The following is a 25108-nucleotide window of genomic DNA, read 5'->3' as shown; positions in this document are numbered from 1 at the left end:
ACCATGTCTATTCCTATTAACTATCGAATCCACCCACGTTCACCTTCAATGAACACCTCCGTCCCCAATTCTGCGCAACGTCGTTGATAGTCCTGCAAGGTTTCTACCGCCGCTTCTCCCGTTAGAACGCTCGGGAACTGCTTCCCAATGTCGGGTGTTGTTGAGGTTTCCGTCGGTTTTCCAGGGCGCACCGGCGTTTTCGCCGGATCCGTCAAAATCGGAATTAACTCAATGGACTTCAGAAGTCTGGACTCGAACGTCGCCTTCGGGATAACTATGTGTGAGTGTTGTTTATCGTAAGTATCATAGATAAAATCCGAGAGACTGTAAACAATCGGTTTGCCTTGATACAACTCAATACCACCAAACGTATGAAGCTGCTGGCATAACACCATGTCCGCGCCCGCGTCAATCAATGCCTGTGCAAAAATTCGTTGCCTTCCGATTGCATCATCGCCAGATTTTTCCTTGCTTCCCCAATGTAGCCAGACAATTACGAGTTTCGCTTCTGCCTTCGCTTGTTCAACAGCAGTTGTCATTTCACTATAAACAGCGTAAGCAAGTGGATCGTTGGTGTAGCGTGTGAACTCATTCATCCGATAATATGCTAACAACGCAACCTGTGTAGGTTTGGATTCCTTGAGCCTGATTGGCACCCACACCGGAAGCTTTGCCGTTTCGGCATCCAGACCAGCACCGATCGGTTTAACATCATACCACTCCAACTCGGTGATTGTATCCTCCAACGCTTCGAGACCGAAGTCCATTATGTGGGGTGTGGCTAAGGAAACAGCATCAAACCCTGCATTCGCGATGGCTCTGCCAAGTCCCGGTGCTGCCTGAAATGGTTTTTCAATGCCGTATCGCGGTTCACCTCTTTCCGAGATGCTGGTGTTTAAGGAAGCGGTCGCGACATCCGCGGACTGAATTAGGGCGGCTGTTCCTTGAAAAAACACACCAGCTCCCTCGCTTTCAATCAAAGGTGTCATACGAGCACTCACAGTAATATCGCCGACAGCAAGCACTGAAATTTCATCAACGGAAGTTGTATTACTCGCTCGGAGTTCCACGAGCGATGCCCCGAAGATTATGATGCACAACAGACTACAAATCAAAAGAGAGAATTGAAACCTGTGACGTTGTAATACACATACAGAGCTTTCAGCATATTTAATTTTCATGATTCTTCTGAACCGTCTAAGACATCATCAAGCGTTAGGTCCGTGTCCAATTCATCCAGTAGGTTATCCTCTTTGAGTTTCACCCCAAGCATAATGAGGGTTTCAGATAAGGCGATTCGGTCAACTTTCGCGGCTTCAAGTGCTTCAGTTTCAGATGCTACATCGGCTCGCAAAGACTCCTGGCTTTGGCGATTCTGTTCTCGCAAGAGTTTCGTCTCGTTGCTGATCCGATCAATTTGTGCTTGGAATTCACTGGCAAACTCGTTTATTAGTGTTGACAACCTCTGAAGATCTGCCTCGTCACGTCCGGTAATTCCATCCAATCGGACATCAATCCGCGCGTTAATAAGTGTTTCAATTTTCTCTAACGTTAACGCCGAATTGTCATCTTCAAGTTTAGCAGAGAGGTTGCGGAGATCGGTTTTAATCTCTGTTATTCCTTGGGCGAAGCGTTTTTCTATATCTCTAATCTTATCATCAATCTGCTGTCGAGTTTGCTCCAATTCTTGGCTGAGAGTCCGCAAGCGTTTGTTATAATTCCGAATATATCTTCCAATGACGCTGTCGCGAAGATGCATTTCCAGCTGCTGTCGCTCTAAATCTGTTTCTGTTGTAGTGTCATGTTCCTGTTCCGAGTCTTGGATATCTATAGGTGATTGCATATAGGATACTCCTCCCCTACTGAGGGTATATGTGTTCGATCCGCTTTACAGGCGAGGTTAGAAACCTCGTTAGCGAAGTCCTGTCTAAGGATAATTATAGACGTTCTCAGACTGCATTGGGGTCTCAACATCCTCGAAATCTGAATCTATTTTAGCAGATGCTTCGCGGTTTGCGTTGAACTCGCGTAAGATACAACTGACGATCTCTTCCGTATAGGCTTGCGCATCAACACGTTGCTGATTCGCCTCCCACGCCATTCGCGCAGCGGCTTCAAAGTACTCCGCATGTTTGTAGGCATCAAGAAGATCCCTACCGCGTGAAAACGTCCCGTGCCCCACCCAATAGAGAATATGACGCTCCGCATTTCCGCCATTTTGGAAAAGCCGTAAGCTTTCATAAGATAGTTCTGGAATGCCGGGTGCTCGTTCTTCTACGAACCCAATACCGCTGGATTCGTCGTATATAATAGGTGTCTCCGGTTCATATCCTCTGAGAAAGTTGTAAAATCGATCTGGTGCGCCATGCTCCGTACGAGAAATGAGATTCAAAAACTTCGGTTGCAAGTGAACAAGTGCGTTAAAACCTTGTTCCTCTAACTGGTCGAAAATAAGCATGTAATGGAACATTTCACTCGTCGGTGCTGGCGGCGTAATGCCATCTCGGTTCTGATCCAAAATTGCCTGATCCGGTGTGCCGAAACGCATTCGATAATGTACGCCATCGGGTTCAACCTCAATAATGGTTAAGTTAAGGGCAGGATGCTCAATGCCAATCATGTCCAGACGTGAACCTGATTTCGTAAGCAGTACGTGTCTTCCTGCTAACCCTTTAACAACAATCTGCGGTGGTAATTGGTAGCGCGGCGATGCCTCGTAAGGGATGAGGCACGCCTCTTCAATCGCTTCAGTTAAAACTGCGCCCATATTGCCAGCAGTTGCCCATAGGTATTCCCGAGCGTGTGCATGTGCCCCTACCCAGCCCATCTGTCCTATTAACGTTCCACATTCGCTGTCAGACGAAATCGGATGTAGGTTCGGGTGATAGCCTCTCTCTTGCCAGCGTTTATAGCGATAACTCTGCGCCGGTGGTGGTGTTAAGGCGTTTATCAGATATGGATTGGTTAATGTTGAATCCACCCGCGATTTCACTCCTCAGTCAGAATCAAGATTTAATTTGTCGTGCGATCCCAGATCTCGACATTTTCCCATTCTTTAACTATACCATGTCTAAAAGAAAATAGCAAATTTTAAGCGTACTTTAGACGGAGTGGTGTTCTTACAGCGAAAACCTTGAGGAAAAGATATAAATTGCCCTGCGACTGAATACCTCTTGCATCCACCGCGATTGAGGTTGAAATATCTGTCTAAAATATGATAAAATTTGCCTATACTGCATAAGGTAACAGAACGCGAATTACCAAAATTCTATGTTATAGTAAAACCTATTACTCATTAGATATTGTGAAAGGACGAGGATACAATCCTCGCCAGCGGCGGTGAGCGTTCTCATCGCTAAACACCCGTCTACATATTTTCAGGTTTTACTATAATGAAAGGCATAAATATATAATGCGAAGCGAAACAGATAGTATGGGGACACTTCATGTCCCGGACGACCGATATTGGGGGGCACAAACCCAACGTGCGCTCCAAAATTTTAAGATTGGCGAAGAACGCTTGCCACGCGCAGCTATATGGGCACTCGGTACCATCAAGCAGGCAGTGGCGCAGATCAACGCAGACCTCGGCTTGCTTGAAAATCGGCTGGCAGAGGCAATTAGCACAGCAGCACAAGAAGTTATTGATGGCACATTAGACGACCATTTTCCGCTCCGTATCTGGCAAACGGGTAGTGGAACTCAGACGAACATGAATGTCAATGAGGTCATCGCAAATCGGGCAATTGAAATGCTTGGCGGTGAAATGGGGAGTAAGGATCCGATCCATCCGAACGACCACGTCAACAAGTCCCAATCGACAAACGATATTTTCCCGACTGCGATACATCTGGCAATGGTCCGACAGATTCACGAACATCTCTTACCGCGCCTGAATACATTGCGAGAAGCATTTGCCGAAAAGACATCCGCGTTCAAAGGGATCGTTAAGATTGGACGAACGCATCTGATGGATGCAACACCTCTCACACTTGGACAGGAATTTAGTGCTTACACACAACAACTCACTGCTGCAGAACAACGCATCAAGGCATCGCTGCCCCACCTCTCTGAACTGCCGATTGGTGGGACAGCTGTCGGCACGGGATTGAACACACACCCGGATTACACAGAACGAGTCGTGGCGCGGCTCTCGGAAATAACAGGATACCATCAACTCCAACGCGCACCAAACGCGTTTGAGGCACTCGCCTGTCGGGACGCGGTTGTTAGCGCAAGTGGTTCCCTGAAAACATTAGCGGTTGCACTCTTCAAGATTGCAAACGACATCCGATGGCTCGCTTCAGGACCGCGATGTGGTCTCGGTGAACTGCAGTTACCTGAGATGGAACCCGGAAGTTCAATTATGCCCGGAAAGGTAAATCCGACCCAATGCGAAGCCGTCACAATGGTATGTGCACAGGTAATAGGAAACGATACCACATTAGCGTTTGCGGGGGCAAACGGGGCATTACAACTAAATGTATTTATGCCTGTGATGGCGTATAACGCTTTACAATCCATACAACTTCTCGGTGATGCGTGCGAATCGTTCCGGGTGAATTGTGTAGAAGGCATTGTGCCGGACACTGAAGCGGTAGCGCAGCACCTTTCGGAATCCTTGATGCTTGTGACAGCGTTGACCCCACATATTGGGTATGATACGGCAGCGAAAGTCGCCCAACACGCACATGAACAGGGCTGCACACTGCGTGAGGCTGCTATTGCACTTGAAGTCCTGACAGGGGAGGCTTTTGATGAACTCGTCGTGCCGGGGGATATGACACGACCGAATTTGGGGTAATGGTTTTCAGTCATCAGTTATCGGTCGTCGGTTAAAGAGGTTGGTGTTGACTTAACCAGACCACATTTTAACCGACAACCGAAAGAGCATCCGCGTGGCAGATCTCCGTACTGATAACTGACAACTACTTAATCATCATCACCGGTTTCGCTAATCTCCGACTCAAGGGGGGAGACATCTAAGTTCTGAAAACCAGAGAATCCACTACCTGCGGGGATGAGTCTACCGAGAATAACGTTTTCTTTCAGTCCGAAGAGCCTATCGGTCTGTCCACCAACAGCAGCATCTGTGAGTACCTTTGTCGTTTGCTGGAAGGATGCGGCAGAGATGAAGCTATCCGTGCTTAAAGAGGCTTTGCTAATGCTCTGGAGAATTGGTTCACCCGTGGCAGGTATGCCGCCGTTTTCCACGATTTCACTATTGATGCGTTCAAATTGTCTGCGTTGCACTTCATCGTTCGGATAGAAGTTCGTGTCGCCGGGGTCGGTGATACGAATTTTCGTCAGCATCTGCCGCACTATTGTCTCAACATGTTTATCATTGATAGTGCCGTTAGGATAGACCTTCTGGACTTCATCAACGAGATATGACCAGACTGCCTCCTCACCCTCAACAGACACGCCTTCGATGGTAGTGCGCCCGATACGCAAGATATCGTGTGGGTTGAGATAGCCATCAGTGAGCGGTTCACCTGCATTCACCCAATCGCCTTCAGCAACACGCCGCTTCTCATCGGGAATCTGATAGAGGCGACTCTGGTATCCTTCATGTTCAATCCGGTAAGCTGGAATACCTGACTTTGTACCTGCAGATTGGACATAACCTTCGATTTCGGCGATTTGAGCCGCGACCTCGCGTTTTGGGCGGCGTGCCTCGAATAATTCTGTAACACGCGGGATACCAGCAACGATGTCATCGTTCTTTGTTCTCTCATGGAGTTCTGCCAGCGTGTCCCCTTTCCGCATGCTGTCGCCTTCCTCCAAGGAGAAGGAGTAGTCTGCCGGAATAACGTGCGAAACACGAGTTCCATCCGCAGTTTCGACTTCAATACGCATCCGTAAAGCGAGTTCATCCATTTCAAATCCAGGGAACTTCGCCTTCACGACTTCATAGTCTTCTGACAATTCGTCGCCAACAGCATACTCGCAATTTGGGTGATAAATATCGGTGACAGTGTGAGTCACCTGCAAGTTTGCCTTGTCAAGGGCACGGTATTCCTTTGAAGATAGAATAGTACCGGGTTCCAGCTGTGTATCAATATCTCGTTGGTCGTCAACAACGCGATAAACAAGCTCAGCATCAAACCCTTTGAATTGTCGGTGATACGTCCGATACTCCTTGTCACTAAGTTCCGTGTCAACTTCCAGCTTTAACTCTGGGTGATGTACGCTAACGACATGGTACAAACTCGTGACCTTGTCCGGGAGTGCTGCATCCGTTTTGCGGTGTGCCTTATACTCAATTTCAGTGAGACGTTGACCGACACTTAACGCCGTGGTACCGTCATCAATCTGTGTCACTTCATAATGACGTGAAACTTCTAATCCTTTGTACTGTCGGCGGTTTGCGGATGATTCCTTTTGCGTCAAAAGCTCGCCAACTTCTAATGGACAGTCAGGATGATTGACAGCCGTAACACGGTATAAGCGTTCCACTTCAAAACTACCTACAGTATTCGTACGCTGAGACGTGATAAACCCTGGGTAACTCTCACCAAACTGTTTTACTTCGCTCTCACTAATCAGATCCCCTGGTTTGAGTGGGCAATCAGGATGGTGGACCTGTGTTATTCGGTGCCGCAATTTTTGGGCATCGAAACCCGTAAAACGCCTACGTGCCTGTGTTAAGGCTTGTCCGCTTAACTCTTCGTCAACTTCAAGGGGGCATTCAGAGTGATACACAGCCGTCACATAGTGTCTTTCAACATCCTGCTTCTCAACTTTAAATGCGCGTTCAAGTTGCTGATATTCCGTGCGAGCATCTTCGTACTCACGCGCCGTTAACGTCTGTCCGACAGCAAATTCGCCAACTTCTGTATTGACAACGTAAACAGGCTTTGTATCCACTTCAAACGGATTCAGCAATGGCGCGATTTTCTCTGGCTCAACTTCGTCTCCTACCTTAAACCCGAAGTCTTTGCTTGTCTTCTTGTCTATCTCGGTTATACAATAGACACGATTGAAACTTGCATCTCGCCCGGAGGCGTTGGCGGTATCCGCATCGGAAGCTTCGTTTTCAGCGTCATCAGTGGGTTCAGCGGAAGCATTACCTTGGGTTGCTGTAAGATTTTCAACAGCAATACGCTCGCCTGTTTCAGCATCCAAGTAGTGCCATTCCCCCTCAATCCCCTGACGGGTATCCGCTTTCAATTGCTCTATCTCTTCCTCAGTAAGCTCAGTGCCAGCGGTCAGGGAGAGTTTAGGATGTTGCACCTGTGTCACGCGGTATTTTGGCGTTACAAACCTCTGGAAACCGTATTCCATCTGCGCTTTGACGTACTCTGCCTGTGACAGCCGCTGACCTACCCTCAAATTGCAGTCATCATCTAAGACCTCTGTAACCTCATACAGCCACGTCTTCGTATCAAAGCCTTTATAGCGTTCCGCGTTTTCCGTATACTGCTTTTCACTGAGCAGTTCGCCTTCACGCAATTGACAGTGCGGGTGATTGACCTGTTGCACCTTGTAGGCGGGGCCATCAAGGTTTGCTCTGTTTTCAATAGCTATCCAGAGTCCGCCCTCTTTCTCGACTGTCCGTCCGGGTTGGAAATCTCGGAAATGCACGGTGCCGTTGGCTTTGGACAAAATTCTGCGCTGACGGACTTCCGCAACCTCCTCAACAGCGCCTCCAGTATGGAACGTCCGCATGGTAAGCTGCGTACCGGGTTCACCAATGGATTGCGCTGCGATGATGCCGACTGCCTCACCAACGTTAACAAGGTCATTCGTCGTTAGATCGTTACCATAACATTTAGCGCAAACCCCTTCGTCGGCTTGGCAGGTGAGCACGGAACGTACCTTCACCACTCTCACGTCAAGTTCATCAATCTTCTCAGCATGCTGTGTAGATATGATGGTTCCCGCTGGAACAAGTACGTCACCGTTCTCTGGGGTGACGATGTCTTCGGCGGCAGTACGCCCACTGATCTTAAAGGCAAGCTCCCCACCTTCCGTTGCGAACTTTTGAATGTTGTTCAACGTGCCGCAATCTTCAACGGTAACGCGAACGTCTTGAGCGACATCCACAAGTTTCCGAGTAAGGTATCCGGACGCAGCCGTCTTCATCGCCGTGTCCACGAGACCTTTGCGGGACCCATAGGTAGAGTTAAAATAGTCGAGTACATCCAAACCTTCACGATAAGAGGAAGTGATCGGCGGAATGAGGATTTCGCCGCTTTGCTTCGCCTTTAACCCAATAACGGCACTGATTTGGGTAAATGGATTTTTCCGTGCACGCGCACCACTATCCGCCATGATATGTACCGGGCTGAAACCTTCCACCTTTCTATCACTTATCTCTGACCCATCAGGATTGACATACGGATGAATTTTTCTCGGATCCCCACGCTCAACGAGCGATGTCTCCAGTTCGGGCAAGGTGTTGAACATCTCATTCTCAACTTCCGTAATTGCCTTCAGCCAGATACGAATCTGTTCGTTTTCGTGCTCCTCGCGTTCGGTCGTTGCTACACCTTCAAGGATGGAATCAATTTGCGTCTGGGCATCATTCACCAGTTTGTCTCGGTTGTCTGGTGTGATATAGTCCATGATGCCAGGCGAAATGCCACTCAACGTTGCATACTCAAAAGCGAGCTTTTGTACCTTCTCAAGGACTTCAGTTGTGGCGCGTGTACCCAATTCGTTAAAACAGCGATGGATCAGGTCAGATAATTGCCTGCCCCCGGCTTCCGCATTGAAGAACGGAATATGCTGTTGGGAATGTTCGTCTTCCCATTCTAATTCAGACGGCAGCACTTCGTTAAAAATAACCCTACCCACTGTCGTGAGAATTGGTTCCGTGGTTTTTCCATTTCCATTAGGTGCACAGAAGAGCTGGATGCTGTCGTGCAGTTTAAGTTGCCCCGCTGCATGCGCGGTAAGTACCTCTTCTGGGTGTGCGTAGTGACGATGGAACCACGACTTTTCACGGAGTGCCTCAAAAGCTGCGGGATCCCTTGTTGTGTAAGCATCATGCAGAAGTGCTGCATCCGCTGCGTGCTCTGGCAACACCTTTGTCAGGAAACTGGGGCCGAGGACCATGTCAAGTTCCGGAACAGTAACAGGATCCCCGTGTGAGGGTTTGAGGATATTATGGCTACTGAGCATCAACAATTTTGCCTCAGCCTGCGCTTCCACGGTGAGTGGCACATGAACTGCCATTTGATCGCCATCAAAGTCGGCGTTGAACGCCTTACAAACAAGCGGCGGAATTCTGATTGACTTGCCCTCTACCAAAACAGGTAGAAAAGCCTGAATGCCGAGTCGGTGCAACGTTGGCGGGCGATTGAGTAAGACCGGGTGATCCGCAATTACTTCCTCCACCACTTCCCAAACAGGTGAATTCGAGTCAACGTGTTCAGCGATGTGTTTTGCCCGCTTAATTGTTTGCGTATACCCATAAGCTTGGAGCCGCTCAATAATGAATGGCTTAAACAACTCCACTGCCATGCGTTTTGGGATTCCACATTGATGCAACCCCAATTCGGGTCCAACAACGATGACACTACGCCCAGAATAGTCAACTCGTTTGCCGAGAAGATTTTGACGGAACCGTCCAATCTTACCTTTGAGAACATCGGCAAGGGATTTGAGGGGGCGGTTACCCGGACCGGTGACACGTCTACCGTGCCGTCCATTATCAAAGAAAGCATCTACCGCCTCCTGCAGCATCCGCTTCTCATTTCGGAGGATCACCTCCGGAGAACGAAGCTGTATAAGCTTGCGCAGTCGGTTGTTCCGATTGATAACCCGGCGATACAGATCGTTGAGATCACTGGTAGCAAAACGTCCGCCTTCCAGTGGAACGAGAGGGCGTAAATCTGGCGGAATGACCGGAATAACATCCAAAATCATCCATTCAGGTCGTTGCCCCACTTCCGCAAAGTCAGCCATCTGTTTCAGCTGTTTGGCGATCTTAAGTTTTTTCTGGTGGCTCGTCGTTTCCTCTAATGCCTCGGTTAACTTCTTTTTTTCCTCTTCAAGATCAATACCACTCAGAATTTCGCGAATGACTTCCGCACCGGTGCCAGCACGAAACCCGCCCCAGTACTTGTTGCTGTGTTCAATATACTCAATCTCAGTTAACACCTGCCCAGGTTCAAGTGGGCAATCAGGGTCGGTCACCTCAACGACAATAAATCCCTCAAAATAGAGCACACGTTCAACATCACGTGAAGAGAGTTCACAGAAAGTACCAATACGAGACGGAATACCTTTGAAGTACCATATATGAGAAACAGGCGCGGCGAGTTGGATATAACCAAGTCGGTCTCTACGAACGCGCTGTTGCGTGATTTCGACACCACAGCGGTCACATATCATCCCCTTATGTTTAATCCGTTTATACTTACCGCAGTTACACTCCCAGTCCTTTTGGGGACCAAAGATAGCCTCACAAAAGAGACCTTCCGGTTCAGGACGAAAGGAGCGGTAGTTAATAGTTTCTGCTTTCTTAACCTCACCGCAGCTACACGTCCCTTTCTCAGGACAGATAAAGGGGCCATCTGTTGCTTGGGAGGGATTTCGACGTCTACAACTGGTCTGCTTCGCCTCATCTTTAATCTGATCAGGCGAGGCTATCTTTATGGAGATGCTGTCAAATGCAGTATTCATTTTTTCTCCTTGCCGTCGGCAATCGGGGCGGTTTTTCTGCGAAAAACCTTTCGGCAGTCAGTTAAGAGGTATCAGATTAACCAAACGTCTCTTAACCGATAGCCGATAGCCGATAGCCAATACGCTATTCTTCATCCTTGTCAAGAGACACATGGAGTCCGAGGGTTTGGAGTTCACGGACCAAGACTTTGAACGATTCTGGTGTACCGGGTGGGTCAGGATTTAGCCCCTTCACAACGGACTCATAGATTTCCCTTCTGCCGAGAACATCATCTGATTTGAGTGTAAGCATTTCCTGGAGTGTATGTGCTGCGCCATAAGCCTCCAATGCCCAGACTTCCATCTCACCGAGACGTTGCCCACCATGTTGTGCCTTACCACCTAATGGCTGCTGTGTAACGAGAGAGTAAGGCCCAGTAGAGCGAGCATGCATCTTATCAGCAACAAGGTGATTCAGCTTCAGGAAATAAACGTATCCAACCGTCACTTCTTGGGCAAACGGTTCACCGCTCCTACCATCAAAGAGGATGCTCTTACCCGTCTGTTTACTACGTTCGGGGAGATCGGTTTTGCCAAGCATCTCAAAGATTTCTGCCTCTGTCGCACCGTCAAACACAGGGGATTCCGCCCAGATGCCGAGTTCATGGCACGCCCATCCGAGGTGGATTTCCAAGATCTGACCGACGTTCATTCGAGAGGGCACACCCAGGGGGTTCAGGACTAACTCAACTGGCGTACCATCAGGAAGGTAGGGCATATCCTCAACGGGTAAAATTTTAGCAACAACGCCTTTGTTACCGTAACGACCCGCCATCTTATCTCCGACTGAAATTGGTCGTTTGCTGGCAACATAAACCTTGACACGTTTGATAACGCCCGGTTTTAACTCGTCACCCATGTCTAACTGCTGAAGTGCCCGATCCTTCTCCTCAGTATAAGTGGTTATTCTGCCTTGTGCCATCTCTTCAACACGTTGGATGTGTTCTTTAGCATCGGCGTTGGTTACATGGATGTCCGTAACGGACAAACTACATGATTTGAGTGCTTCCTGATAATCAGCATCGGAAACATCGTCGCCAACAGACAGCGTACACTTTGGATCAAAAACGGCGGTAATGTGCCAAATGTTATCGGTCTTCAGGTGTTTAGTCGTTTTAGTGAGGGACTCTAACTCATTTGGAGTAAGTCGCTGGCCCGCTTGTATAGGTCGCGCTGGAAAATCTTTAAATACCTGTTGATAATCGACATCGGTGATCTCTTGTCCTTCAATCAATGAACAGGCTGGATCAAAGACTTCCTTAATGTCCCAAAATAACTCGACTTCTAAATCCTTGTAAGTTTCACTAAAGTTCTCCCACTCCTCCTGCGTTAGTCTTTGTGTTTCCACGACAGGACATCCGGCTGCTTCAAGTTGAGCAGTAACGCCGATTTCAAACTCGGAACGATCGCAGGGTTGTAACACGGTGTCGCCTACCAGTCCATAAAAGTGCCAGTTATCAGGTTCTGAGTCCGCACCGGTTACCAATATACCGAATCGTGCGTCCGTAGCAACAAGCATTTCCGAAAGACGTTCAGAAAGGGGGCCACCTTCAATATATTCGTCGCCAGTGTCTGTATCTGCACATAGGACAATAGCAACGACATTTCCGTTATAACCGCGAAGCACAACATTAGCATCCGCGATCTCTTCGTTTAAAGGCTCCTCTTCTTGTGAAAGGGGTTCGGTATCCTCTATAAGTGGTTCACACACTTTGCTAAGATATACCTGCACTGCACTGAGGGTTTCCGAGAGTGAAATCGTAGACCCTGCTCCGGGTTCACCATTCTCACTTTCATCACTATCGGGAGTTATCGGTTCCTCAGTTGAAGAATCCAGAGGATGAACCACAATAGTAGGAACTGGATCAGGGACGTTCGTCACTTTATAGCACGCTTCAGCGATAAAAGCCTCGGAGGCTGTATCCTCAGTCACTATATGATATTCATCCGCTGTGAAACCCGAGACGTAGGCATCTAAAACCTCAGCTGTCAAGGTATCACCAGCGTTAGCAAAGGGTTTGGCATCGGGACTACCGCTAACACCATTAACTGTGTAAAGCGAATCAGCAAGTTCACACCCTATAAGTGTTTTGTGAATTTCCTCAGTTTTTCGACGGCGGATAGAAGCGATCTGCTTGCGCCAGGTCTCTTCAACTTCCTTGCGTTTCGATTCGTATCGCAAGTTATCAGCCATCGACACGTTTGCGTCACCTTGCGACCAATTTCCACGACGGGACGCGCCATCTGGCTTACGGGAAAATACCTTTACATCAATGACGACACCCTCAACGCCGGGGCGAACGTAAGTCGAAGCATCCCTTACCTCTTTGACTTTTTCGCCAAAGATTGCGCGTAAGAGTTTTTCCTCTGGCCCATATTCGCTTTCACCTTTCGGTGTAATTTTTCCGACTAAGATACTGCCTGCGCCAACAACACTACCAACGCGAATAATACCCTCTTCATCAAGTTGTGTGAGTCGCTGCTCGCTAACATTCGGAATGTCACGGGTAATTTCTTCTGGACCCACTTTCGTTTCGCGCGCCTCCACCTCAAATTCCTCAATGTGGATAGAGGTGAATGTATCTTCCTTGATGAGTGATTCACTTATCAGGATAGAGTCTTCATAGTTATGACCGCCCCATGGCATGTAAGCGCAGAGGATATTCCGTCCAAGAGCAAGTTCGCCATCTTCTGTGGATGTGCCATCCGCAATAACCTGTTCGGCTTCAACCTTATCACCCACCGCAACGATGGGACGTTGGTGGATACAGGTACCACTGTTACTCCGCTTGAACGTCTGGAGTTTGTAAACATCGTAGCCCATCTCACTGAAGGTGTTTTCACCCTTATCCGCGTGAAGTGCTTCACCTGTATGGATGAGGATTTCGTCAGCCGAGACACTTGTGACGGTGCCAGCACGGGCCGCAGTAATAAGTGCACCTGAATACAATGCAGCCGGTGCTTCCATGCCTGTTCCTACGAGCGGTGCTTCCGGACTGATGAGCGGTACAGCTTGGCGTTGGTGGTTCGCACCCATCAACGCGCGGTTTGCATCCTCATGCTCCAGAAATGGAACAAGCGCGGCGGAAATCCCAACGATCTGTTGTGGAGAGACACCGATATAATCCACTTTTTCCATCGGAAGTGACAGGATATCCTCTCCACTACGGACGGGTAGGATCTGCTCCGAATTACCTTCTGCAGCTTGGGACACGGCACGCGGTGCCGCCTTTGCAGCGATGTAAGCTGTGTCTTCTCTATCCGCTGTGAGATACTCTACTGAACCTACTTTTGAACCTTCCTCAACCTTGTGATAGGGCGTTTCTATAAAACCATAGGGATTGATCCGCCCATAACAAGCCAAAGAAACAATGAGACCGATTGACGGACCTTCGGGTGTTTCCAGAGGACAAACACGCCCATAGTGCGTAGGGTGTACGTCCCGAACGGCAGCTGTCGCCCTATCTCGGTGGAGTCCACCTGGACCGATCGCTGAGATACGGCGTTTGTGCGTCAATTCATCAAGCGGATTAATCTGTTGCATGAATTGCGACAACTGGTTTGAACCGAAGAATTCGCGGAGTGCCATCATCAGAGGTTTCGGATTTACCAGTGAAGACGGAACGACTTTAGCGATATCGTTGTTCGTACTCAACCTTTCGCGCGTCGTTCTGCGAATCTGGAACAATCCCATTCGGAATTGGTTTTCGAGCAGTTCACCGATAACACGCACGCGGCGGTTGCCGAGATGGTCAAGGTCATCTTTCTGGACAAGTCCATTGTGAACTTTAAGAAGGTAATCCACCGTAGCCGCAATATCTTCTGGACGGAGCGTACGAAAGGTCTCTTCCGGTGGCTCCCCGTAAATGGGGATATCCTGAAATTTTCGATTAAGTTTATAGCGCCCAACGACACCTAAATCGTACCGATGCGCATCAAAGAGTAGCCACGCAAGATGTTTACGAGCGTTCTCTATACCAGCGGGGTCTCCGGGTCTCAGCGTGCGAAAGATTGTAAGCAGTGCAGCATCTTGCAAAGTATATGGCTCTTCGTAATCTGCCTGTCGGTCCCGCTCTAATGTATTCCGTAGAAACCGGATATGCTGGCAATCCTCTGCGTCTAAAACTGTGAGTGCTTCAACACCAGCCTCCGTGAGCCGTTCCAATTCTGTTTCAGTGAGCAACGTATTTGCTGTGAGGAGCACTTCACCAGTTTCCGGGTGGATGATGTCTTCAGCACAGACTCTACCAACACTCTCCTGAGCGTCTTGAGCTATCTGTTCAGCTGTAAAGGCTTTCCTACCGTAGCGAGAACGCGCTTCTTGGTATTCTGAATCCGTTAGTAATTGTTCGGGTGCAAGTTCACAGGCACTGTCATGCGTATCAATGACACGTCGGAAAAGCTCGGTTTCAAAGCCTTTCCATTTTCTGCGGAGGCTCGTACGTTCTTTAGATGTAACCTCCTGCCCAATCTCTAACGGGCAGTCTTCATCGGTTACTTCAGTAACGCGATAACAATTCTCCACCTCAAGATCAGGATAGTCTTTGCTTGCCTGCCGAAAGTCCGCAGCATCCAACAGATCACCAGCTTTGACTTGCTTCACCGGTCCTTCTACATCGATAACACGCCACCCAGCAAGCACGAGCCGTTCTGTTTTAGCAAAGAGTTTTAGAATATCTGCGTCTGAATCCCACCCAAGTGCGCGAAGTAATACGGTGGCAGGCAGTTTTCTACGCTTGTCAATACGCACATAAATCTGATCTTTCGTGTCTATTTCAAATTCAACCCATGCGCCTCGATAGGGGATAATCTGGGCAGTCGGGGTGCGCCGTCCGGTTGGTAATGATTTTTCAAGGAAAATAACACCCGGTGAACGATGCAGCTGGCTCACGATGACACGTTCACTGCCGTTGACAATAAAACTACCATTTTCGGTCATTAGAGGGACTTCGCCAAGATAGACATCGGATTCCCGGATATCCACGACGTGCGGTTCATCAGCATCTGAGTCTGCTTCACGCACAACAAGCATGATACGTGCGGTGAGGGATACTTGGTACGTTACACCGCGTGCAACACATTCTTGAAGCGTATATTTCGGTGCGCCAAGGCTGTAACTGACGAATTCAAGACTATTGACCTCCGAAAAGTCGTAAATCGGAAACACTTCTTTAAACACGGCTTGGAGGCCCGTTTCTGAACGTTCGGTGGGTGGGACATCTCGTTTTAAGAAGGCATCATACGCAAGCTTTTGGGTCTCAATGAGATTCGGGAGTGGGGTCCGAACCTGCGTTTTGGCAAAAGACGTTCTCTTATTTTTCTGGCTGGGATTTTTGTTCACTGAATGAAGTCTCCCTATTTGGCGGTGGTTATGCAGCTTGAGCTGATAAATAGACTTTTGAAAAAGCCCGCTTCCCAGCTGCTTTTTCCGTCTTAATATGGTGACACAGCATAACAGAATATTATATATTATAATTCGGGAAAAGTCAAGAAAAAAATTGAAAAAATTACATTTTTTGCGACTTAACCAAAATTTTTTTCACTTTATTACGTTTGAATCAGCAATTTTTTAAGTTCATGCGAGAATAAATGTGAGTTTGATAAATGTAGCGCAGACTTTATAGTTTGCGACAGATATGCTATACACCGGACATGAAACAAAACATTGACAAGTCGCATCCGGTCTGGTATACTTCAGCAAAGGGTGTGTTTTGAACAATTTCTTATGCATTTTATAGACTGCATTGGCTATCGTGTATCGTGTATTTATCCCCTGTCAAGTGAGAGGCAGGCACATAGCCGAGTGACTACGCTTGACACGCCTGCCAACACGATACTATAATTATACCAAAAAGAGAAACAAAAGTCAAGTTTTTTCAGAAAAAGACGAAAACACTCCGATTCCCGATTCCCTTTTCGTTACAGAGGACCCCATGGGAACAATTACAATGCCGCAACCTGTTAAAGCCATTATAGGTGTGCTGACTGTGGACCCCGACCTCTTGTCAACCGTCTATGCGGAGTTGACACAGCGTCTCGGTCCCATTGATTTCACAAGCGAACTATTGCCTTTCACCAGCACGACTTATTATGAAACCGAGATGGGACCAGATATTCAACGGCAGTTTATCAGTTTTGAAAAGCTCATTGACGGCGGTACACTCGCGGAGATGAAGTTATTCACAAATAAAGTGGAGCAAGCCTTCGCCGTAAGAACCGCTACAGGTGACGCACGGCGCGTCAATTTAGATGTGGGTTACATCTGCTTGGCAAAATTAGTGCTCGCATCAACGAAGGATCACGCACACCGCATCTACCTCAGCGATGGCATTTATGCCGAAATCACGCTCCGCTTCCATCGCAAGACATTTCAACCCTGGGAGTGGAGTTACCCGGACTACCGGTTACCAAGGTACATCACCATTTTTAACCAAATTCGCAAAATCTATAGGAAACAATTGGAACAATGAAGACATTATTAAAAAGAATACGAGACGCTGAGATCCCGCGCAACATGAAATTGTTGATTCTCGTTGTTTTCACAGGTATTTTTTGGGCATGTTCTTCTATATACAGTGTTAACATTGAATCTACAGACTCAGATATCCGCGCACGGGCACGCGATATCGGCATTCAGATCGGTAGCCTCGCAACCGGTACACACAATGCCATCACTGACGTGGTGGGGGTGAAGGTCGGACACGTCACGCTGAATGAAGGCGATTCAATTCGCACCGGTGTTACCGCTATCCTTCCGAGTGACGACATTTGGACAGCACGTCTGTTCGGCGCAGCATATACTATCCACGGCAACGGTGAAGCAACCGGCATCGCCCGTATTAATCAAGCAGGATGGATTGAATCTCCCATTATGCTCACAAATACACTCAGTGTTGGGGCAGTCCATGACGGCGTTGTGCGCTACATTGTGGAGCGGTATCCGAATAACAACATTGTGCTGCCAATTGTAGCGGAGTGCTATGATGGCGGTTTGAACGACATTAGTGGCCTCCATGTTACAGCACAGCACGCAATTGAAGCCATTAAGAACGCCACCGACGGTCCCGTAACCGAGGGAAGTGTTGGTGGCGGTACAGGAATGCGATGTTACGGTTTCAAAGCTGGCATCGGAACCGCCTCCCGCGTTCTGCCTGAGGAGCAAGGCGGGTGGACAGTCGGTGTACTTGTTAATTCCAATGGCGGGCGGCGCCATCAGTTGCGAATCGACGGCGTTCCTGTTGGTAGGGAAATTACCGGGTCCCCACCAAAACCGACCAGAGACGGCTCGTTCATCATTGTCATCGCGACGGATGCCCCGTTAACACACCGTCAACTGAAGCAATTAGCGATCCGCGCAACACACGGACTTGCCCGCACAGGTACACCGAGTACAGACGGTAGCGGTGAATTCGTCATCGCATTTTCCACCGCAAATATCTTTTCAAGCGGTACTGAAACCGGTACCTTTCAAATCCAAATGCTCGTCAATAGACGCTTAAGTTCGCTGTTTCAAGCGGTTATTGAAGCCACAGAAGAGGCTATCGTCAATTCGATGACAATGGCAACGACAACCACAGGACGCAAAGGTAGAACAATGTACGCCATTCCATTGGCGGAACTACAAAAAGTAATGAAAGCATACGGGCGTTAACCGGTGTCTAAGCCATACTGATGGGCTTGGCACCCGGTGCAAGCGACTCTGGGACCACCTCATAATGTGAAAATTCTAATGTGAACGCACCACGTCCCTGGGTCATTGATCGGAGCCGCGTCGTGTACTGAAACGTCTCTGACAATGGAATAAAGGTGCTGATAACACTTTGTGTTAACTGTGAGGCGTGTCCGGTAGTAGATGGGTCCTGTGTTGTGCTCTCGTTAATCTGTGCCCTGCGTGCGTTGAGATCTCCGATGACCTTACCGATATATTCATCGGGGGCAGTGATGTGCATCCGCATAATTGGTTCTAAGAGCAAAGGGTTCGCCTTTCTGGTTGCGTTTTCAAACGCCAATATCGCTGCCGCTTCAAATGCCACCTCCGAAGAATCCGTTGGATGATAGGAACCGCCTGTAAGCGTCACCTTCACGTCTTGCATCGGGTATCCAATGCGGGGACCTGTCCCCATCGCGCCTTCCAACGCCTTCTCAATAAACGGGATATACTGTCGTGGGATTTGTGTCTCGTCCGTGTTGTCCTCAAACTGAAACCCCTCGCCACGTTCCAACGGCTCAACTGTCAGTAGTACATCGCCATAGATGCCCTCTTCATCTGTTTTATGGATGTGTGTACCCTGAGCCTCCGCAAAACTACTGATGGTCTCACGATACGCCACCTGAAGTTTGCTCACCCGAGCATTGACTCCGAATTCGCGTATCATCCGGTCTGCGAGAATCTCTAAATGCAGCTCACCCATGCCAGAAATAATCCGCTGTCCAGTCTCCTTGTCAATCCCTACAGTGAACGTTGGATCTTCATCCATCAATTTTTCAAGCGTTTCCTCCAATGCATCAGCATCGCTTGCGCGCTCAGGCTCAATAGCAACGGAGATGACAGGTTCCGGGAAAGTGATGGACTCCAGCAGAAGAGGCTCCTTTGGATCGGTGATAGTATCTCCGGTCTTGGTATCCTTAAGCCCGACGAGGGCAACAATATCACCGGCGTAAGCCGCATCACACACTGCCTCTTTGTTGGCGTGCATCTGTAAGATGCGATTCGTGCGTTCCCGTTTTTCAGAACGGACGTTGTAGATAGCCTCTCCACGCTTGAGCACACCTGAATAGACTCGACAGTAAACGAGTTTATCCACTGTCGGATGACTTGCTACTTTAAACGCTAACGCCGAGAACGGGGCAGTGTCGTCTGCGAGACGTGTTACTTTATCCGATTCGGCGGACGTATCTTCAGCACGCTTGGAACGTGCGCTGTTAGAGGCGGAATTTGGGACAGTCCCTTCTATAGGTGGCACCTCAACGGGGGATGGCAAAAAATCGATGACTGCATCAAGCAGTGGTTGAACACCCTGATTTTTCAAGGAGCTTCCGCACAGTACGGGAATTAATGTTCCACTTAGCGTCGTTGCACGGATAACCCGTAACAACTCATCGTGGGTTATCTCTTCACCGCCCAAGTATTTTTCGAGCAGGGTTTCATCTTCAACAGCAACACTCTCAAAAAGCGTTTCCCGCGCCAATGCCACTTCATCCTGAAATTCAGGTGGGATCTCTACCTCTACATAAGTCTGTCCGAGATCGGAATCATCCCAGCGCATCGCTTTTTGTGTTAGTAGATCAATAACGCCTGAGAAATCGGCACCTTCGCCCATCGGTAATTGGAGCGGGAGCGGGTTTGCCCCCAATTGTTCTTTCATCATCTCCAGAACGCGTGCGAAATTCGCGCCAACCCTATCCATTTTATTAACGAAAACGATGCGTGGAACATTATAGCGTTCCGCTTGATGCCAGACAGTTTCCGACTGCGGTTCCACCCCACCAACAGCGCAGAAAAGCGCGATAGCCCCATCCAAAACCCGTAAGGAGCGTTCCACTTCTACCGTGAAATCAACATGTCCGGGTGTGTCAATAAGGTGAATTGCGTGTTCTCGCCAGAAACAGGTTGTTGCAGCAGCGGTAATCGTAACACCGCGTTCTCGCTCTTGGACCATCCAATCCATCTCAGCGGTCCCATCATCTACTGCACCGATCTTATGCTTTTTACCGGTATAGAACAGGATCCGTTCGGTTGTGGTCGTTTTGCCGGCATCAATGTGGGCTGCAATGCCGATGTTGCGTACGTTTTCAATCGGATATTCGCGTGCCATTTTTTCCTTGCAGATTCGTGCCTACATGCTGTTGTTCCATTGAAGAACGACACCAAGTAAGCCAGGGTTCCATTCCATAAGAAGTTGATATGCCTTCGGTGCGTCTTCTCCAGGGACGCGGTGACTAATCAATGGAGAAACGTCGAAACGCTTATGTGTAATGAGCGATAACAGTAATACACTGTCATCTTCAAGTGTCCAGAAGTTCGGTGACGACTCTTGACGCGGGCGGATAGAATTGTGCGCCCCATAAAGAATAAGACCTTTTTTGTGTACATCCCGATAGAAGTTCACACTCGGTGTCTCGCCGCGGGTACTTGCCAGAAGTACCACCCGTGCATCTCTGCCCGCGACATCCAAAGCGGTACTAATCGCATCCGGGTGTCCAGTTGCCTCAATAACAACTGCGGGACCACTACCTTCCGTAAGGTTACCCAATTGTTCGGAGAAATCGGCATCTTCAGGGTTGAAGGTGTAGTCCGCTCCCACACGTTTAGAGAGGTCAAGACGGCTATCGGTGAGGTCTGCGGCAATGACTGGCAGTGCACCACTCAGTTTTGAGAGCTGCATTGCCAACAAACCGATAAGTCCTTGTCCCAAGACCAACGTCGCTTCACCCAATTCGATTCGCGCCTTCCGAACCCCTTGCAATGCAATCGCACCAAGGTTAAAAAAGACGGTTTCTTCAGCCGGAACATCAGGCGATGCCACCTTCAACAAACGACTCGGTGAAGTCACAAAATGGCTTGTATGTCCTTGGGTCGAAGCAACGCGATCCCCTATTTCACAGTCGGCGACTGCTTTGCCGACCTCTATCACCCTGCCGATATTACTGTAACCCGGGCGGGATGGGTATCTTCCTTGGGCATTTGGGAGTCCTAACAAAAACGCTCGCTCCGTGCCGGGACTGATGAGTGTGCATTCCGTAGCGACAAGTACTTCATCATCTCCGACAGGCGGTAACGCGAACGTTTCAACCTCAACTTTAGCGCGATCAGGCCAAACGACCCGTTGTGCTTTCATTTCCAATCTGAACCTCTTAATATGATGACGGATAGTTGTTTTCGGGCAGTATACCACAAAAACAACTATCCGTCAAGTTTTAACTCGCAAATTCCACAATCAAGTAGAACTCGCTGCCCCAATTACCGGTCAGGTGTGGGAATCTTTACTGTAACATACCCACCACCCTGTCCGTGAGGCGATTTGACATAGAAGAGCACCTGTTCTTTCTTTTCTTGCTTCAATTGATTCACAAGACGTGAATAGGTCTCAAGGTCATCAATCGGTCTCCATTCCATTTCTTGAACGAGGGATCCCGGTCTGATACCCTGCCTCGCCGCATCACTGTCGCGTTCAACACCCCTGACAATCACACCTTTTTCATCCGACGCATAACCGTATTCCTCAGCATACAACGGAGTCAGGTTTTGCACCTGAAAACCTGCAAAGAATTCCTGTTGTTCCTCGGTGAGTCTCGTAAGAACTTCTTCTGTGCGTTTCTCTAATTTAACAGTTAACTGTTCTTCCCGATTGCCCTCTCGGAGGACAGTCAGATCAACAGACTTGCCTATCTCCGCTGCACCCACAAGAAGCGTCAGATGATATATATCTTGGACTGCTTCACCATTAAATTCAACAATAACGTCTTCAGGCTGAATGCCACCTTTTTCAGCAGGACTGCCTTTACCAACTGCTGTGACGTGGGCACCGCGCGGCGCGTCAAAGTTTAATTTTTCTGTCAATTCCTGATTAACATTTTCCATACTAATGCCGAGCCAAGCGCGTTCTACCTTACCGTGTTTAACAAGTTGTGGCAAGACCTGTTGTGCCGTATTACTCGGAACAGCAAAGCCGAGACCGATATTTCCCATGGTAAAACCGCTGGTGGCAATTAGCGTATTAATACCCACTAATTCGCCGCGGATGTTTATGAGGGCACCGCCGCTGTTTCCGCGGTTAATAGGAGCATCCGTTTGAATGAAGTTACCGTATTGAATGCCGCTAAACCTTGTCCGTCCCTTTGCACTCACAATACCGCGCGTTACAGTTTGTGAGAAATTAAGCGGATTACCGATTGCTATAACCCATTCACCAACCTCAAGCGCGTCCGAGTCGCCGAATCGAAGCATAGGAAGTCCTTCAGCATCAATTTTCAGAAGTGCCAAGTCAGTACCACCGACCTTGGTTCCGGCGGCATCTCGTCCAACAAGTTTCGCCTGATATTCTTTCTGGTTTGCTAAGGTAACTTTAATTTCATCGGTGCCTTCAATGACATGGTTATTGGTAAGGATATAACCATCATCACTGACAATCACCCCAGAGCCGATACCTTTAAGGGGTTCAGGATTCCTGTCCTGCGGCACCTGTTCTCTAAAAAAGCGTCTGAAAAACTCATCCCCGAAAAAGCGTCTAAGCTGGTCCTCCTCTTCGGGCGACATCTGTTCTCTTCGTGGTTCCTCGCGCCTATTTTGTCTCATTTTCGTTGTAATTTGTACGACAGCAGGTCGCGTCTGTGCTACTAAGTCAATAAACGCTTGATTCGCTCGTTCTAAGTGCAGAAAATCTTCCGATTTTTCAAGTGTGTCGTTCGTTTGTCCGATTGCGGTTTGTAATGTAAACTCATCTGTCCCTCGGTCAATGACAAGTGCCGCCGCGACGATGAGTGCCACTAACACCAAAAGCACTCTTACTGGAATTTGAAATTTGGTTCCAAGTCTGAACATGATATAAAACCTCCAATATAGTTCAGGGATGGTTCCGCTCTCGGAGGCGGACCGAAACCATTTTTATTTTTTTGTATTTATGTCCTAAAGACACACCTATTGGAAAATAAAGTTGCAAAAAAGTTCAAAAAAAAACGGGTATCTAAAAAATGCTTCGTGTCTGATGACCTTCTTTCACTCTTTACGCGAAATTCGATCTACATGTTCACGGACAATGTGCTCTGGACAGAGACGAATAAAAAGCCATGCCCCCGGCACAAGAATCACAAAAGCACCAACGATAAGATCGTCAATACGACCAAGGATGGGGAGAAAATCAAAATCGAGTGGATTCAGCAAGTACGCAACAGCGAATATAACAGCTAATAATTCGGCAAGCACAAGAATCGCCTTCCGATAGACCGGAACGCGTTCATCAATAAACAGTCGCCACGCCAATTTGACGAAATTTGGAAGATGAAGAAGGAGGCGGAAAAATCGAAAGGATCCTCGACTTTTACCACCGAAGAAAAAAGAGTTAAACATACCTTAAAGTTTACCAAACCCGTTTTTTATATGCAAATCAATTCTTCGTAAAAGCGGCGATGAGCGTTTGCTTTTCTGAAAATCCGTCTACATGTTTCGATCGAAACAAATTGTCCAAACTTTAGTGTACATTAACTTGACCGTTATACTTTTTTTTGATACACTACCAATCAAGAAAAAGTACATGCCAAACAGAAGGAGATATTATGGCAACACAAAATGAACTGTCCGCGCAGCAAATTGCCGCGCAGCTTTATACCGTTAGGGAATTCACCAAAACCGAAGCTGACATCGCGGAGACGATGAAAAAAGTTCGGCAACTCGGATATGAGGCGGTGCAATGTTCAGCACTTGGTCCAATCGAACCCACTGCTCTGAAAAACATTGTTGATGGTGAAGGCATCAGTATCATCGCAACACATACGAGTTACGAGAGGATGCGCGATGAACCGCAATCCGTTATTGATGAACATCAACTCTGGGGATGTAAGCACGCCGCAATCGGCGGACTGCCCGGTGAATACCGAACCGCTGAAGGGTACGCTAAATTCGCAAAGGAAGCATCCGAAGTCGCAGCGCGCCTTGCCGAAGGTGGGTTGACCTTCTCCTATCACAATCATAGTTTCGAGTTGGAACGCTTTAACGGGCGTACCGGGTTAGAGATTCTGTATGCAGAAAGCGATCCGAATTATTTTAAAAGTGAATTGGATACTTATTGGATCCAGCACGGTGGTGGCGACCCAGCCGCGTGGATTCGCGAGTTAAGGGGACGCGCTGACATCATCCATCTCAAGGATATGGCGATGCAAGGCTCTACACAACGCTTCGCGGAAATTGGTGAAGGCAATCTTAATTGGACAGCTATTCTGACCGCTTGCATTTACGCAGAGGTCGAGTGGTATATTATCGAACAAGATACCTGCTACGAACGCGACCCATTTGAAAGTTTAGATATCAGCCTCAGAAACCTGAAAGAGATGGGTTTTGCTTAGAGGTCTTATATTCATAGCAAACGGAGGCGAGTCTTCGTAGACGACCCATTCTGCGTGTACCTAAAGTGCCTGTGAGATACGAAGACCTCGCCTTATTTTTTTACAGAAAATACCAGATTGGACAACCCTTTGAATAACCGGATAGCAGTCCTTTCAGACTCAGATATAGAGGTGATCGGCTTGTTTCATGCAAATCGGCGGTTTCTGAAATGGGCAATCTTTTTTATTTGACATCTATAGTGACTTGTGGTACAATTAAAAAGATTTAATCTTGTTAACGGGGCGTGGCGCAGCCCGGAAGCGCGCTTGAATGGGGTTCAAGAGGTCGCTGGTTCGAATCCAGTCGCCCCGATCTCTGATACGCAATATTAGTTTG

13 protein-coding genes and 1 tRNA gene are annotated in these 25108 nt (G+C 48.3%); 5 read left to right on the top strand and 9 right to left on the bottom strand.

What is annotated here, in order from left to right:
- Positions 1–20: 20 nt before the first annotated feature.
- From OXH39_10465 to OXH39_10455, 3 genes are all read right to left on the bottom strand, one after another.
- Entirely contained in the window at positions 21–1070 is a 1050-nt protein-coding gene (locus tag OXH39_10465; protein MCY3550868.1) for a CapA family protein, read from the bottom strand.
- 107 nt (positions 1071–1177) lie between these two features.
- Positions 1178–1843, bottom strand: a complete 666-nt coding sequence (locus tag OXH39_10460) for a hypothetical protein (GenBank protein ID MCY3550867.1) — start codon at positions 1841–1843, stop codon at positions 1178–1180.
- Positions 1844–1927: 84 nt separating this feature from the next.
- Entirely contained in the window at positions 1928–2980 is a 1053-nt protein-coding gene (locus tag OXH39_10455; protein MCY3550866.1) for a class II aldolase/adducin family protein, read from the bottom strand.
- A gap of 432 nt (positions 2981–3412) precedes the next feature.
- Here OXH39_10455 and fumC point away from each other — a divergent pair, with 432 nt between their 5' ends.
- Positions 3413–4804: a class II fumarate hydratase gene (gene fumC / locus OXH39_10450; GenBank protein ID MCY3550865.1), complete on the top strand. Its 1392-nt coding sequence runs from the start codon at positions 3413–3415 to the stop codon at positions 4802–4804.
- A gap of 128 nt (positions 4805–4932) precedes the next feature.
- On the opposite strand, the gene rpoC is transcribed toward fumC, so the two are convergent.
- On the bottom strand, positions 4933–10635 hold the full coding sequence (gene rpoC, locus OXH39_10445; GenBank protein ID MCY3550864.1) for a DNA-directed RNA polymerase subunit beta': 5703 nt from the start codon (positions 10633–10635) through the stop codon (positions 4933–4935).
- A gap of 124 nt (positions 10636–10759) precedes the next feature.
- The gene (rpoB, locus tag OXH39_10440) at positions 10760–16015 is read right to left on the bottom strand and encodes a DNA-directed RNA polymerase subunit beta (GenBank protein ID MCY3550863.1); all 5256 of its coding nucleotides are present in this window, start codon (positions 16013–16015) and stop codon (positions 10760–10762) included.
- Between the two features lie 592 nt (positions 16016–16607).
- Here rpoB and OXH39_10435 point away from each other — a divergent pair.
- Both OXH39_10435 and OXH39_10430 read left to right on the top strand, forming a co-directional pair.
- The gene (locus OXH39_10435) at positions 16608–17144 is read left to right on the top strand and encodes a DUF4416 family protein (protein ID MCY3550862.1); all 537 of its coding nucleotides are present in this window, start codon (positions 16608–16610) and stop codon (positions 17142–17144) included.
- Complete coding sequence (locus OXH39_10430) at positions 17141–18325, top strand: P1 family peptidase (protein ID MCY3550861.1); 1185 nt, start codon at positions 17141–17143, stop codon at positions 18323–18325. The genes OXH39_10435 and OXH39_10430 overlap by 4 nt, the downstream gene beginning before the upstream one ends.
- A gap of 7 nt (positions 18326–18332) precedes the next feature.
- Here the strand turns inward: OXH39_10430 and fusA are convergent, their stop codons facing one another.
- The 4 genes from fusA to OXH39_10410 all read right to left on the bottom strand — a co-directional run bounded on the left by fusA (position 18333) and on the right by OXH39_10410 (position 23740).
- The gene (gene fusA / locus OXH39_10425) at positions 18333–20489 is read right to left on the bottom strand and encodes an elongation factor G (GenBank protein MCY3550860.1); all 2157 of its coding nucleotides are present in this window, start codon (positions 20487–20489) and stop codon (positions 18333–18335) included.
- Positions 20490–20510: 21 nt separating this feature from the next.
- Entirely contained in the window at positions 20511–21512 is a 1002-nt protein-coding gene (locus tag OXH39_10420) for a zinc-binding alcohol dehydrogenase (protein MCY3550859.1), read from the bottom strand.
- Positions 21513–21634: 122 nt separating this feature from the next.
- On the bottom strand, positions 21635–23215 hold the full coding sequence (locus OXH39_10415) for a Do family serine endopeptidase (protein MCY3550858.1): 1581 nt from the start codon (positions 23213–23215) through the stop codon (positions 21635–21637).
- Positions 23216–23389: 174 nt separating this feature from the next.
- A complete protein-coding gene (locus OXH39_10410; GenBank protein ID MCY3550857.1) occupies positions 23390–23740 on the bottom strand; it encodes a DUF1232 domain-containing protein in 351 nt (116 codons plus the stop codon).
- Between the two features lie 206 nt (positions 23741–23946).
- Here OXH39_10410 and OXH39_10405 point away from each other — a divergent pair, with 206 nt between their 5' ends.
- The gene (locus OXH39_10405; GenBank protein ID MCY3550856.1) at positions 23947–24732 is read left to right on the top strand and encodes a sugar phosphate isomerase/epimerase; all 786 of its coding nucleotides are present in this window, start codon (positions 23947–23949) and stop codon (positions 24730–24732) included.
- 278 nt (positions 24733–25010) lie between these two features.
- Positions 25011–25084, top strand: a tRNA-Pro gene (locus OXH39_10400).
- Positions 25085–25108: the final 24 nt, after the last annotated feature.

The organism is Candidatus Poribacteria bacterium (assembly GCA_026702755.1).
Classification (GTDB): Bacteria; Poribacteria; WGA-4E; order WGA-4E; family WGA-3G; genus WGA-3G.
This window is presented reverse-complemented; position numbering and strand designations above follow the sequence as displayed.